Below are 12,347 nucleotides of genomic sequence, written 5' to 3' on the forward strand. Positions count from 1 at the left end.
GAACGGAAGTCCCCCGAATCGGGAAAACGAGAAGCCGCGCCCCGCACTTGCGGGTCGCGGCTTCTCGTTTTCCCGTATTGACGCCTCCCGCCGGAATTCCTCCATACTGCCGCCGGAACTTCCCCTCGCCGGGTCCGGCGCTTTCTATATTTCTCGGTATGCGACGAAGGAATATGAACATCCTGCTGACCGGCACGGCATCCGATTCCCACACCTGGAATCTCGTCTACCTCCAGCTGCTGCTGGAGGAGTCCGGGCACCGGGTCCGGAACCTGGGCCCCTGCGTACCGGACGACCTGCTCGTCGGTGTCTGCGCGGACCGTGACCCGGACCTCGTCGTGGTCAGCAGCGTCAACGGCCACGGTTACCGCGACGGCCTCGGAGCCGTCCGGGCCCTGCGGGACGCCGGGCTGACGGTGCCCCTCGTCATCGGCGGGAAGCTCGGCGTGGCGGGCGAGGTGGACCCGCGGCGGCGGGCCCGGCTCCTGGACGCGGGCGTCGACGCGGTCTTCGACGACGGCGACGTCGGGCGGCTGCGCGCCTACCTGGGCTCCCTGGCCGAGGTACGCGTCCGCGCCGGCGCCGGCGCCGCTGGGCAGGCCGTCGCATGACCGCCGCCACGCTCGCCGCACCGAACGTGGCCACGCTCTTCCCCACGACCCCGGACCGCGGTACCGCCTCGTTCGGCGCCTTCGTCGGCGCGTGCGCCGCCGCCGGGCAGCTCGTCGTACAACCCCGGATGGGCTTCGGCGATCCGCGCCGGATGCGGGACGGACTGGAGCGGACCAAATCCGCCGTCGCCACCACCGTCGGCACCCTCACCATCGACAGCTACACCCGGGTCGGCGCCCACGCCGCCGCCCGGGCCGCCCTGGCCGAGGGCACCCCGCTCAACGGGTACCCGATCGCCACCCACCGCACCGAGCGCACCCGATCCCTGCTCGACGGCGTCCTCGACGCCCGCTTCCCCGTCCAGGTCCGCCACGGCTCCTCCCGCCCCGAGGCCATCGTCCGCGCGCTCACAGCCGCCGGTCTGGACGCCACCGAGGGCGGACCGGTCTCCTACTGCCTGCCCTACGGGCGGACCCCGCTCGCCGAGTCCGTGGACAACTGGGCCCGCTGCTGCGAACTGCTGGCGGCACTGGCGCCGCCTCCGCGCACCCCCCACCTGGAGAGTTTCGGCGGATGCATGCTGGGGCAACTCTGCCCGCCCGGACTGCTGGTGGCGCTGAGCCTGCTGGAGGGGATGTTCTTCGCGCGGCACGGCATCCGCTCCGTGTCCCTCAGCTACGCACAGCAGACCGACCCCGCCCAGGACACCGAGGCGGTGCGCGCCCTGGGCCGGCTGGCCGAGGAGTTCCTGCCGCGCGGGGTGGACCGGCACATCGTGCTCTACACCTACATGGGGGTCTTCCCGCACACCGCCCACGGCGCCACCCGGCTCCTGGAGGCCTCGGCGCGGTTGGCCGTCCGCGCCGGGGCTCAGCGCCTGATCGTGAAGACCGCCGCGGAGGCGCACCGCATCCCGACCGTGCGGGAGAACGTACGGGCGCTGGAGACGGCGGCGGCGACCGCCGCGCTGACGGAGCGGCCCGCCCTGACCGGCGACCCGGCGGACAGCGAGGTCTACCAGGAGGCCCGGGCCTTCGTGGAAGCCGTCCTCGACTTCGGCGAGGACCTCGGGCGCTCGCTGCGCACGGCCTTCGCGCGGGGCGTGTTGGACGTCCCGTACTGCCTGCACCCGGACAACGCGGGCCGCTCGCGCAGCTTCGTCGACCCGGCCGGAAGGCTGCGGTGGTCCGCGGTCGGCGCGATGCCGGTCGCACCCACCGCCCTGCACGCCGGCCACTCGCCGATGACCTCGGACGGACTGCTCGCGGCCGTCCACGCGGTGGCCCGGCGTTACGACGAGGACGGGGTCGCCGCGTGAACCGGCCTTTGCCCGACCCGTCCCACCCCTCGACATCCCCACGCATCCCGCTCTCGACAGGAGTCGACATGGAGTTCCACGCCCCTCCCCCGATCGGTGAGCACCTGCGCTCCCCGCAGTTGCGCTCCGCGATGCTGGTCCAGCAGGAAGCCCTGTACGCGGTGCGGGAGTTCCTGCGCGGCGAGGGCTTCGTGGAACTGCTGCCGCCGCTGGTCGGTCCGGTCACCGATCCGGGCGGCCGGGGCGCCAAGGCCCTGGACGTCGACTACTACGGCGAGCCGTACAAGCTGATGACCAGCGCGATCCTCTACAAGCAGGCCTCGCTGGGGGGGTTCCCGCGACTGTTCTACATAGCGCCGAACGTGCGCGTGGAGCCGCCGGAGACGGCTTCCACCGGCCGCCATCTCGTGGAGTTCCACCAGATCGACGTCGAGATGGCCGGCGCCACGCGCCACGACGTGCAGGAGATCGTGGCGGGCCTGCTGACGCACGTGGTGGACCACGTGTGGACGGCGGCAGGGGACGTCCTGCGCGGACTGGGCCGCGACGAGAGCGACTTCGCCGAACTCCGGCAGGGCAAGTTCGACTCCTGCACCCACGAGGAGGCGGTTGCCCGCCTGCTGGGCCGGGGCCACCCGCAGAGCCCGGACGCGGAGATCGACTGGGCGGGCGAGAAAGTGCTCTCGCTGGAGGCGGACCGCCCCTTCTTCATCGACGACTACCCCAAGGGCTCCCGCGGGTTCTACGACCGCGAGGACCCCGAACGTCCCGGCGTGCTGCGCAACTTCGACCTGATCGCGCACGGCGGTTACGGAGAACTGGTCAGCGGCAGCGAGCGGGAGTCGAACTACGCGGCGATCGTCACGCGGATGCGGGAGAGCGGAGAGAACCCCGCCAAGTACGCCTGGTACCTGGAGCTGGCCCGCGAGGGCATCGAGGCCAGTGCCGGTTTCGGCATGGGCCTCCAGCGCCTGGTCCGCTTCCTGACCGGGCTCGACGCCCTGTGGCAGGTCAGCGCCTACCCCAAGCTGCCGGGGGTGATCGCGCCGTGAGCGGGTCACTGGGCGCGGCGGGCTTCCCCGAGCAGGCGGTACGGGCCCGGGCCCGGGCGGGCACGGCCGAGGCGTTCCCGGCGGCGGACTCCTACGGCGCGCGGCTTTACGGGGCCTCGGCGCGGGGGACGGCGGCGGACCCGCTGGACGAACTGCGCGTCGTGCCACCGGTGTTCATGCCCCGGCGGCTGGAGAAGCTGATCGAGTTGGGTCGCGAGCCTTCGTACGAGGACGTGGACCTGCGGACGAGCGTCGGTGGCTTCGCCGCGGAGCTACCCCTCTACCTCTCGGCGTTCGGGTCCACGCGGGCGGGCAGCGGGGACCTCGGCGTGGCGGCCGGCCGGCAGGCGGCGCGGCTCGGCATCCCGATGGTGATCGGCGAGAACATGGTGCCGGTGCACGGGTACGCCCGCGGCGGCGACGGCACGCGGTCGGCGCTGCTGGAGCGGATCGCGGCGTACGCGGACAGCGTCCCGGACGGGGTCGGCGGAGTGGTGGTGCAGCAGTCCACCGAGGACGCCGACTCGGAGGTGTGGAACCTCCTCTACAGCGACCCCGGCACGCGGGCGCTACGGGACTCCGGCCGGCTCGGCTTCGAACTGAAGGTGGGCCAGGGGGCGAAGCCCGGGCTGGGCGGGATGACGGTGGTCGGCGCCGACGAAGGCCGCCGACTGGCGGGGCGGTTCACCGTGAGGGACCTGCTGGGCGACGGCGAACGGCTGCTGCGGTGCGCGACCCCGGGCACCTTCACCGAGGAGATCGTCCGCCAGCAGTTGCGGTTCATGCGGAACAACTTCCCGCTGGCCCGCACCTGGGTGAAGTTCCATCCCGGCCGGGACATCGCGCGGGCCGCGGCCACCGCCTGGGCGGCGGGCGCCGACGCGGTGACGGTGGACGGCGCGGAGGGCGGCACGGGCTGGGCGCCGTCGGTCTTCCTCGATCAGGTCGGGCTGCCGCTCGGGGAGTGCCTGCGCCGCATCGGCCCGCCGGCCGGTGACCTGCTCGCAACGGGCCGGATCTGGGAAGGCGGCCGGGCCGTGCGGGTGCTGGCGCTCGGGGCCACCGCCGTGGGCCTGGGCCGGGCGGCGCTGCTCGCGGTGGACGAGGACCCGCGCGAGGGGCTGGTCCGGCTGGCGCGGGCCTTGGCGCTGGAGACCCGGCTGCTGGTGAGCGCCGTCGGCAAGTACCGGGTCGCGGACCTGGGGCCGGAGGACCTGTGGGCGCCCGGGGCCCCCGAACAGGAGGCACCGGCCGCGGGGGCCGGCGCCGTCGGCACCACGGCCGCCGGGAGCCCGGCGGCGGCCGGCGCCCCGGAGGCCGTCGCGGCCGGGGGGATGTCGTGACGGGCCGCCCGGTCCCCGCGCCCCGACCCGGGGGCGGGGCCCGGCTCCGGTCGCGGCTCCGTGACCGGGGCGGGGCCGTGACCCGGCCCCGGAGCGGTCGGCCGTCCCGGCGCGGACCCCGCCTGGTACGGGCACGGTTCCGGCTCTCCGACCTCCCCGGGGTCACGGTCGCCCCCGCTTCGGGCGCCGGCGCGGCCGGCGAAGCCGCCTCGCGGGCCCTGACCCGGGCGGGGCTCGGTCACCTCGGCGGCCACCTCGCCCTGCGCGGCCTCGGCGGACCGCCGCGCGTCGCCGATCTGGCCCGGGCGGCGGAGCGGGCCGTCGCCGTCGCCCTGCGGCGCGCCCGCTGAGCCGGGCCGCCGCCCCCCGCAGTCCCGTACCGCCCCCGCGGTCCCGCACCGCACCGCGCACGCAGTCCCCTACCGCCCGCGCGGCTCCGTACCGCCCACGCGGCTCCGTACCCTCACCCGCCCCTCACCGAGAACAGGTCGACCATGGAAACCCCCGTACAGACGCCCCCCGCGGCTCCCACCGTCCAGTGGGGCCGCGTGAGTTCACTGGTCGGCGGCCAGGCCGCCGTCCAGCTCGGCAGCTTCGCGCTGCTCATCGCCATGAACTGGACCGCCGTCCAACGCGGCGGCACCGGCGCCGTCACGCTGCTGACCCTGGCCGCCACCGTCCCCCGGGCCCTGATGCTGATCTTCGGCGGGGCGGTTGCGGACACCCTCGGCCCGCGCTTCGTCCTGCTGCGGACCACCTCCGCCCGGGTCGCCGTGCTCGGCGCCGGCGCGGTCGTCACCGCGACCACCCAGCAGCTGTGGCCGCTGGTGGTGATCGCGCTGGTCGAAGGGGTCCTGCTGGGCCTCGCCGGTCCGGCCTCCGGCGTACTGCTGCCGATGTTCGCCCGCGGGGATCAACTGGCGCGGGCCAACTCCCTCTACTCCATGGTGCTGCGGGTCGCGCCGATCCTCGGCGCCCCGGCCGGCGCGTTCCTGATCACCGTCGGGGAGCTGTGGCTGGCCATGCTCGTCGGAGCCGTCACCGGCGCCATCTGGCTCGGTTGCCTGCTGCACGTCACCCACGGCTTCGTCCGACCCGCGCCGGAGCCCGGCGTCTCCCTGGTCAAGCGCTCCGGGGACGGTTTCCGGCTCTTGGCGCGTCACCCCAGGCTGCGCTGGATGTTCGTGGCGGCCTTGTGCCTGGACATGGCGTTCAGTTGGCCGGCCGAGGTGGCGCTGCCGCTGCTGGTCTCCGAACGCGGTTGGGGAGTCGGCGCGGTCGGTGTGGTCCTGGCCGCGTTCAGCGTGGGAGCGCTCGGCTCCAGCGCGGTGGGCGCCGCCATGGCGCACCGGATCCCGATGTTCGTACGGCTCGTCGTCACGGGTGCGGGACTCGCCGCCGGAATCCTCGTGATGGCCCTCATGCCGTCGGTGGTCTCCCTCACCGCGGTCGCCGCCGGGGTCGGCCTGCTGTCCGGGCTGAACGGGCCGGCCATCGTCACGCTGTACCAGCAGTCGGCGCCCGAGGAGCGGATGGGCGCCGCGATGTCGACGCTGTCCCTCGCCGGGATCGGCACGGCCCCCATCTCCATCGCCGTGTTCAGCTCGCTGTCCCTGGCCCTCGGCGTGCAGACCACCTGGCTGCTGTGCGGGGCCATCGCGTTCGTCTCGCCGCTCGCGGCCGTCCTGGCGCTGCGGCACCCCGCGAAGGAAGCGGAGCCCGCGCCGGTGCGGCTCCCCGTCCCCGCGGCCGTATGAGGAGGCTCTCGCGATGACATCGGGCACTGCTCACCTGCTCGTACCGACCCCGCTGTCCGTCCCCGCAGGGGGACGGGAGCCGGGCCCGCGACCGGCCGAGGCCGTGCTGGTGGCGGCGAGTCCGCAGCTGTGGCTCGTGGACACCACCGCCTACCGGGTGCACGCGGCCCGGCACGCGCCCGGCACCCTGGACGCCCAGGAGCTGGCCCGCGCGGCCGAGTTCGTCCGGGCGGCGGACCGCGACAGTTACGTCTGCGCCCACGTCGCGCTGCGCCGGCTGCTCGGCGCCTACCTGGGCATGCCGGCGCGGGACGTGGTCGTGGAACGGGCGCCCTGCGCGCACTGCGACGAGCCGCACGGGCGGCCGGTACTGCCGGGCGGGGCCCTGCACTTCTCGCTCTCGCACTGCACGGGGATCAGCCTGCTGGCCTTCGCGACCGCCCCGGTCGGGGCGGACGTGGAGGAGCTGGTCCTGCCGCAGGCCATCGCGGAGACGGCCGACGTCCTGCACCCGAGGGAGGCGGCGGAGCTCGCCGCCCTCCCGGCGGGGGACCGTTCACTGGCCTTCACCCGGGTGTGGACCCGCAAGGAGGCGTACCTCAAGGGGCTGGGGGTGGGGCTCTCGGAGGATCCGGCGGCGGACTACGTGGGTTCGGGCCCCGTCCCGGCCCGCCTGCCGGGGTGGACCCTGACCGACGCCCTGGTCCCGGACGGCCACTGCGCCGCGGTTGCCCTACGGGACCCGTGACCGGCGGCGGGCGTGTCGGAGCGGGCGGTTACCCTCCTGCGAGCCCTACGGCTCCTTCGACTCCGCCGAGGGGGTGGTGCTCGGCGCGCGGGCCGAGTTCCCGACGTTCGCGCAGGACATCGGGTCCCTCTGCCGCTGAGCGGGTCGACCACCCCCGGATGGGCGTGTCCGGTGGGCGGGTGAATCGTTTTCGCAGGCATGACGACGACGCACTCCACGCCCACCACCACGGCGCGGCACCGGGCTGCGGACGATGGCGTCCGCAGCCTGTTCGTGCCCCGCCGGCCGTCGCACGCCGCCGGGTCCGCCCCGTTGTTCGACGAACTCGCCCGGGAGTGGGCGGCGCGCGGCGCCACCGTGCCGAACCGGCCGGACCCGACCTGGCTGCGGCTGGTCTCCTGGGAGCACTTCCAGCGCGAGACGGCGGCCACGGTCCGGGACCTGCACCTGCGCGGCGCCGAGCCGACGCCCGAGCCCGCCGCCCGGGACGGCCGCCCCCGCTGGCGTCGGGTGTGACGCCGGCGGCTTGAGCGCGCCTTCGTGCGCCGGCTTCCTCGCCTTCCTGGTTCCCCTCAGTCGCCGACGTGGATGCCCGGGCGCCGGTCGGGGCGGGGCTCGTGCTTGCGGATGATCTCCCGGGTGACGGGCGCGGTGTCGCCCCGGCCGAGCAGGAAGTAGCGGAACATGTGCCGCAGCGGGCTGCCTTCCGCCCAGGCGAAGTAGCAGTGCGGCCTGACCCCGGTCGTGTCCCGCAGGGCCAGGAGGATCGCGGCGATGGCGTTCGGCGCGGCCGGCGCGTCGGCACGCAGGATCCGGTACCCCTCGACGTCGACACCGCGAACGGTGAGGGTCTCGCTGAAGTCGGAGGGATCGACGACGTCGATCTCCAGGAACAGGACGTCGGCCGGCCCGGGGACCGGGTTGGTGCCACGCTGTTCCCGCTCCTTTCCGGCGTACTCGGCGCGGTCCCCCGTCTCGCGCCGGTTGGCGATGATGTTGATGGCGTTGTCGTGGGCGAGGGTGTCCGTGACGAAACGGCGCGCCGTGTCGTCGAAGACGATCCGGTCGGCCCGCAGTTCGGTGGTGCGCGAGACGCGGGAGATCAGGGACACCAGCACGATGCCGGCGATGAACATCCCCGAGATGGTGATGCCGTCGGGCTTGTCGACGATGTTGGCGACGAGCGCGTAGAGCAGGACCGCCGTCAGGACCGCGAAACCGGCCGTCGCGGTACGCCGGCGGCGGCGCAGGGCCGAGACGGTCACGGCGAAGGCCCCGGAGACCATCATGGCGAGGATGCCCGTGGCGTACGCGCCGGCCTGGGCGTTGACGTCCGCGTCGAAGGCGATGGTGATGCCGACGCACAGGGCGGTGTAGACCAGCACGACGGGTCGCACCGCGCGGCCCCATTCGGGGGCCATCCCGTAGTCGGGCAGGTAGCGGGGCACGATGTTGATCAGGCCCGCCATCGCCGAGGCTCCCGCGAACCACAGGATCAGGATGGTGCTGATGTCGTAGGCGGTGCCGAAGGCTTCCCCGACGTGCTCGTGGGCGAGCCAGGCCAGCGCACGGCCGTTCGCCGCGCCGCCGGCTTCGAACTCCTTGTGCGGGATGAGGACCGTGGTGACGAAACTCGCCGCGAGCAGGTAGACGCTCATCACGAGCGCGGCCGTGGTCAGGAGCTTACGGGTGTTGCGGATACGGGACCGCAAGCGCTCCTCGGGGTCGGCGCCCTCGGCGGCGACGAGCGGCATCATGCTCACCCCGGTCTCGAAGCCGGACAGGCCGAGGACCAGCAGGGGGAACGCCAGCAGTGCCGGTCCCGCCAGATCGCCGATGCCACCTCCGCCCGAGGCGAGGGCCTCCGTCCACCCCGACCACGCGCCGGGGGTGGTGAAGACGTCGACCAAGCCGACGCCGATGGTCACCGCGTTGAGGAGCAGGAAGACGGCGACCAAGGGAATGGCCACGCTGACCGCTTCGCTGAACCCGAGCAGGAACACGCCGCCGAGGAGCAGCAGCATCGCCACCGTGATGGCCACTTCGTGGCCGTGCAGCGCCTGGGGGAAGAAGGGGTTCTCCACGACGTGCACGGACGCGTCCGCCGCCGAGAGCGTGATGGTGATCACCCACGAGGTGGCGACGAAGCCCAGCAGCACCAGCACGAACAACTTGCCGCGCCAGAAGGGCAGCAGGTCCTCCAGCATCGCCACCGAGCCGGCGCCGTGCGGGCTCTCCCGCGTCACCCGCCGGTACATCGGGAGCATGCCGAGCAGGGTCAGCGCGACGATCACCAGTGTGGCCAGGGGCGAGACCGCGCCGGCCGCGAGCGCCGCGATCGCCGGTACGTAGGCCAGGCTGGAGAAGTAGTCGACCCCGGTCAGGCACATCACCTTCCACCAGGCGTGCGGCTCGCTGTGCCCTTCGCCTGCCGCCGGCCCGACCGGCTGTACCCGGTGGCGCAGCAACCACCGCGCCAGGCCTCCGCTCGGTTGTGGTCGCAGTGCGGGGCTGTCCACCACTTCCGGCACGGCCAGTTCGTTCATTTCCCTCATGTACCCCATCAACCCTTCCCGGCCCGGAGCGCGGGGCGCGGCCGCCGTCGCGGACACACCTGCGCGACGATCACCGAGTATGCGGCCTGCCGCTCGCGGCGTCCCAGGCAGGGGCGCCCCGACGCCGGGCGGGGCGGGGCGCGAGGGCGGGGCGGGGCCGGCCACCGCGAAGCCGCTCCGGGCCCGGGGTTGCGGCCCGTTCCGAGGTCTGCCTATAAACCACCATGTCTTCGAATGCGGAACAGCAGACCGTCGGTGATCCCCCGAAACCCATGGTCCCCCCGAGTCCGACCCCGCAACCCCTCAGGAAACTGAGGGGTTTTCGCTTTCTCCTCCTGTCCAGGACGATCTCCGCGCTGGGCTCGGCCGTCACCACGGTGGTGCTGCCGGTCCTGACGTACCAGCAGACGCGATCGCCGCTCCTGCTGTCCCTCGTCGCCGCGGCCGCGACCCTGCCGTACCTCCTCTTCGGGCTGGTGGCCGGGGTGGTGGCCGACCGGGTCGACCGTCGGCGCCTCATGGTGGCCTCGGACACACTGAACGCAGTCTGCCTGGCGACCATTCCGGTGGCCGCCGCGCTCGACGCGCTCACCGGGGCACAGGTGATCACCGTGGCGCTGCTGTCCTCCAGCCTCGCCCTCTTCTTCGACGCCGGGGGGTACGGGTTCGTGCCCGAGGCCGTGGTCAAGGAGAACCTCGCCCGGGCCAACGGGTTCGTCCAGGGCGCGGAGTCCCTCGTCCGGATCACCGGCACCGCGGTCGCCGGCGCCCTGATGGTCCTGCTGGGCCCGGCCGACTCCGTGGTGGTCGACGCGGTGTCCTACGTCGCCTCCGCCCTGCTCGTGCGGGCCATCGCCCGCGGGCCGCACCGCGGCGCACCGGCCGCCGGCCGCCCCGGCTTCGGGGAGTCGGTCGGTGAGGGGCTGCGGTTCCTGCGGGGCCACCGCGTGCTGCGCACGATGACCGTGGTCGGCATGCTCCAATCCTTCTCCGGGGGTGCGATCGTCGGACAGATGGTCGTCTGGGCGGACCGCGGGCTCGGGATACACGGCACGGACTGGCGGATCGGATTCCTCTACGCGGCGTGGAGCGCCGGCGGGATCGGCGGTTCGCTGCTCCTGCCCGGGCTGCGGCGCCGGATGGACGCCTCCCGCGTCCTCCTCCTGGTGCTGCCGGCGGGCGCGTTGCTCGGTCTGGTCGTGGTGTCCGTCGCCGACTGGCGGGTCGCGGTGGTCGCCCTCGCCCTGTGGGGGTCGGCCTATCTCGTGGTTCTGGTCAACACCATGACCTACTCGCAGGAGGTCACCCCGGCGGAGCTCCAGGGCCGGGTGAACACCACGCGCCGGATGCTCTCCTCGGGTTTGGGGGTTCCGCTCGGGGCCCTGGTGGCCGGCGCCGTCACCGCGCGCTTCGGAATCCGTGCGGGGATGTCGACGGCGGTCGTCTCGGTCGCCCTGGCGGCCGTACTGGTCTGGTCGGTTCACCTGCGAAAGTCCGCCGGGAATGCGAAACCCCGTCGGGGAACTTCGCCGGGCGGTCGGGGGCCCTCAGGCCGGTCGGGGCTCGGCGCCGCCCGGCCGGCGGCCCCAAGCGGTGATCAATCCGGGTGAGAGGGCGGCGCATTCGGGCGAGTCGAGGTAGCGGATCGCCGCGTCGATGTCCGCGTCGTCGACCAGACCGGTCGCGGTCATGGCCTGTCTCGCGCGGTCCCAGGTGTCCGCCCAGAAGCGGCTGATCGCAGAGCCGGGGACGAGGGGCGGGACGTGGATCTCGGCGGCCACGGCGTCCAGTCCGAGGTCGTGGAGCATCTGCGGGTAGCGCGGCGTCCATGAGACGTCGGTGCCGATGGTGTCGCGCAAGCCCTGCCACATGGCTTGGACGGCCCGGGTGTACGGGCTCGGGGGCGCGGTGTCGGAGGCCGGGTCGACCGCGTCGCCGAGGACGAGCACCCCGCCCGGGATCAGCAGCTCGCTCAGGCGCGCCATCAACCGGCGTCGGGTGGGCAGGTGCATCAGTACGAACCGGGCGTGGACCAGGTGGAACCGCCCGGGATCGAAGCCGGAGTCGGCGAGGTCCGCCTCCAGGACGTCGAGACCGGGCTGCGGGTGGGCGGCGAGGAAGCGGGTGTCGCGGTCCACGGCCAGCACGCCGGCGACCTCGAGCTCACCCAGCAGGCGCCGGGCCACGCTGCCGGTGCCGGCCCCCACGTCGAGGCAGCTCCAGCCGGGGCCGACGCCCAGCGCCCGCAGCCGGGCGATGGTGGTGTCGTCGTAGGCCAGCGCGCCGAGGTCGATGCGCTCGTCCTCGCCGGCCCTACCGGGCTGGAACACCGCCTCGCCGTACGCGCCGGAGGTGGCGGCAGGGGGGCGCGCGGGCGTTCCTCCGTCGGTCGGACGCATACGGCCACCGCCTCCCGTGCCCGGCGGGCCCGATGCCCGCGAAAGCCCGTTGTCCCCAGTATCGACCAGTTGCTCCGGGAACGCCGCGGGGGCGGCAGCGGGCGGAGGCGCGAGCCGGACTTCCGCCGCTGTTTCGAGCAGGAGGTGCGGGCGGCCCGGCGCGTGCGTGGGTATCGCGTCGTCCCGGTGGTCGACCACGACACGAGTGGCGAAATGCGGTGGCTCGCCTCGACGTTCGTGCCCGGTCTCGCGCTCCACGACGCGCTCGCGGCATACGGGCCGCCGCTCACGGCCGTCTTCCGGCAAGTCGGGTGCACCGCCCGGCGCCTCGTTGCTCGTCCTCGCCCTCGCGGCGTCCCTCTACATCACCCTCCGGACCTCCGACGCCCTCGCCCGGCGCGCGGTCGCGGTCGTGGCCGTGGCCTGGGGCACGCCGACCGACGGGAGGGGATCGGCTTCTCCCGGTAGTACCGGCCTGGCCCGTGAGTACCGGCCTGGCCCGTGGGCGGTGCCCCGGCGCCCGTAGGTCACGTGTGCGTGCCCACCGGGCAGCCGGTATCGTC

General features: G+C 73.9%; 11 protein-coding genes. 9 read left to right on the forward strand and 2 right to left on the reverse strand.

Features of this window, described 5'->3' with window-relative positions:
* Positions 1 to 158 precede the first annotated feature (158 nt).
* The 8 genes from ACV7NM_RS05160 (at position 159) to ACV7NM_RS05195 (ending at position 7,346) form a co-directional block, all read left to right on the forward strand.
* On the forward strand, positions 159 to 611 hold the full coding sequence (locus ACV7NM_RS05160; RefSeq protein ID WP_463409134.1) for a cobalamin B12-binding domain-containing protein: 453 nt from the start codon (positions 159 to 161) through the stop codon (positions 609 to 611).
* A complete protein-coding gene (locus ACV7NM_RS05165) occupies positions 608 to 1,930 on the forward strand; it encodes a methylaspartate mutase (protein WP_463409135.1) in 1,323 nt (440 codons plus the stop codon). Before ACV7NM_RS05160 ends, ACV7NM_RS05165 begins: the two co-directional genes overlap by 4 nt.
* A gap of 68 nt (positions 1,931 to 1,998) precedes the next feature.
* Positions 1,999 to 2,982 carry an asparagine synthetase A gene (locus ACV7NM_RS05170; protein ID WP_463409136.1) on the forward strand — a complete coding sequence of 328 codons (984 nt, stop codon included), beginning with the start codon at positions 1,999 to 2,001 and terminating at the stop codon, positions 2,980 to 2,982.
* The gene (locus ACV7NM_RS05175; RefSeq protein WP_463409137.1) at positions 2,979 to 4,325 is read left to right on the forward strand and encodes a glutamate synthase-related protein; all 1,347 of its coding nucleotides are present in this window, start codon (positions 2,979 to 2,981) and stop codon (positions 4,323 to 4,325) included. Before ACV7NM_RS05170 ends, ACV7NM_RS05175 begins: the two co-directional genes overlap by 4 nt.
* A gap of 77 nt (positions 4,326 to 4,402) precedes the next feature.
* A complete protein-coding gene (locus ACV7NM_RS05180) occupies positions 4,403 to 4,675 on the forward strand; it encodes a hypothetical protein (protein WP_463409138.1) in 273 nt (90 codons plus the stop codon).
* Positions 4,676 to 4,819: 144 nt separating this feature from the next.
* The gene (locus ACV7NM_RS05185; RefSeq protein ID WP_463409139.1) at positions 4,820 to 6,082 is read left to right on the forward strand and encodes an MFS transporter; all 1,263 of its coding nucleotides are present in this window, start codon (positions 4,820 to 4,822) and stop codon (positions 6,080 to 6,082) included.
* 13 nt (positions 6,083 to 6,095) lie between these two features.
* A complete protein-coding gene (locus ACV7NM_RS05190) occupies positions 6,096 to 6,830 on the forward strand; it encodes a 4'-phosphopantetheinyl transferase family protein (protein WP_463409140.1) in 735 nt (244 codons plus the stop codon).
* A gap of 198 nt (positions 6,831 to 7,028) precedes the next feature.
* A complete protein-coding gene (locus ACV7NM_RS05195; RefSeq protein ID WP_463409141.1) occupies positions 7,029 to 7,346 on the forward strand; it encodes a hypothetical protein in 318 nt (105 codons plus the stop codon).
* A 56-nt stretch (positions 7,347 to 7,402) separates the two neighbouring features.
* On the opposite strand, the gene ACV7NM_RS05200 is transcribed toward ACV7NM_RS05195, so the two are convergent.
* On the reverse strand, positions 7,403 to 9,385 hold the full coding sequence (locus ACV7NM_RS05200; RefSeq protein WP_463409142.1) for an APC family permease: 1,983 nt from the start codon (positions 9,383 to 9,385) through the stop codon (positions 7,403 to 7,405).
* A 272-nt stretch (positions 9,386 to 9,657) separates the two neighbouring features.
* Here ACV7NM_RS05200 and ACV7NM_RS05205 point away from each other — a divergent pair, with 272 nt between their 5' ends.
* Positions 9,658 to 10,995: an MFS transporter gene (locus ACV7NM_RS05205; RefSeq protein WP_463409143.1), complete on the forward strand. Its 1,338-nt coding sequence runs from the start codon at positions 9,658 to 9,660 to the stop codon at positions 10,993 to 10,995.
* On the opposite strand, the gene ACV7NM_RS05210 is transcribed toward ACV7NM_RS05205, so the two are convergent.
* Complete coding sequence (locus tag ACV7NM_RS05210; RefSeq protein WP_463409144.1) at positions 10,933 to 11,784, reverse strand: methyltransferase domain-containing protein; 852 nt, start codon at positions 11,782 to 11,784, stop codon at positions 10,933 to 10,935. The two genes, ACV7NM_RS05205 and ACV7NM_RS05210, sit on opposite strands and share 63 nt — an antisense overlap.
* Positions 11,785 to 12,347: the final 563 nt, after the last annotated feature.

It is taken from the genome of Streptomyces sp. Tek67B01 (assembly GCF_055231995.1).

What these genes read in the sequence shown, in the direction of transcription:
- ACV7NM_RS05160 (WP_463409134.1), top strand. Translation starts at nt 159, where the DNA reads ATGCGACGAAGGAATATGAACATCCTGCTGACCGGCACGGCATCCGAT.
- ACV7NM_RS05165 (WP_463409135.1), top strand. Translation starts at nt 608, where the DNA reads ATGACCGCCGCCACGCTCGCCGCACCGAACGTGGCCACGCTCTTCCCC.
- ACV7NM_RS05170 (WP_463409136.1), top strand. Translation starts at nt 1,999, where the DNA reads ATGGAGTTCCACGCCCCTCCCCCGATCGGTGAGCACCTGCGCTCCCCG.
- ACV7NM_RS05185 (WP_463409139.1), top strand. Translation starts at nt 4,820, where the DNA reads ATGGAAACCCCCGTACAGACGCCCCCCGCGGCTCCCACCGTCCAGTGG.
- ACV7NM_RS05190 (WP_463409140.1), top strand. Translation starts at nt 6,096, where the DNA reads ATGACATCGGGCACTGCTCACCTGCTCGTACCGACCCCGCTGTCCGTC.
- ACV7NM_RS05195 (WP_463409141.1), top strand. Translation starts at nt 7,029, where the DNA reads ATGACGACGACGCACTCCACGCCCACCACCACGGCGCGGCACCGGGCT.
- ACV7NM_RS05200 (WP_463409142.1), bottom strand. Translation starts at nt 9,385, where the DNA reads ATGAGGGAAATGAACGAACTGGCCGTGCCGGAAGTGGTGGACAGCCCC.
- ACV7NM_RS05205 (WP_463409143.1), top strand. Translation starts at nt 9,658, where the DNA reads ATGGTCCCCCCGAGTCCGACCCCGCAACCCCTCAGGAAACTGAGGGGT.
- ACV7NM_RS05210 (WP_463409144.1), bottom strand. Translation starts at nt 11,784, where the DNA reads ATGCGTCCGACCGACGGAGGAACGCCCGCGCGCCCCCCTGCCGCCACC.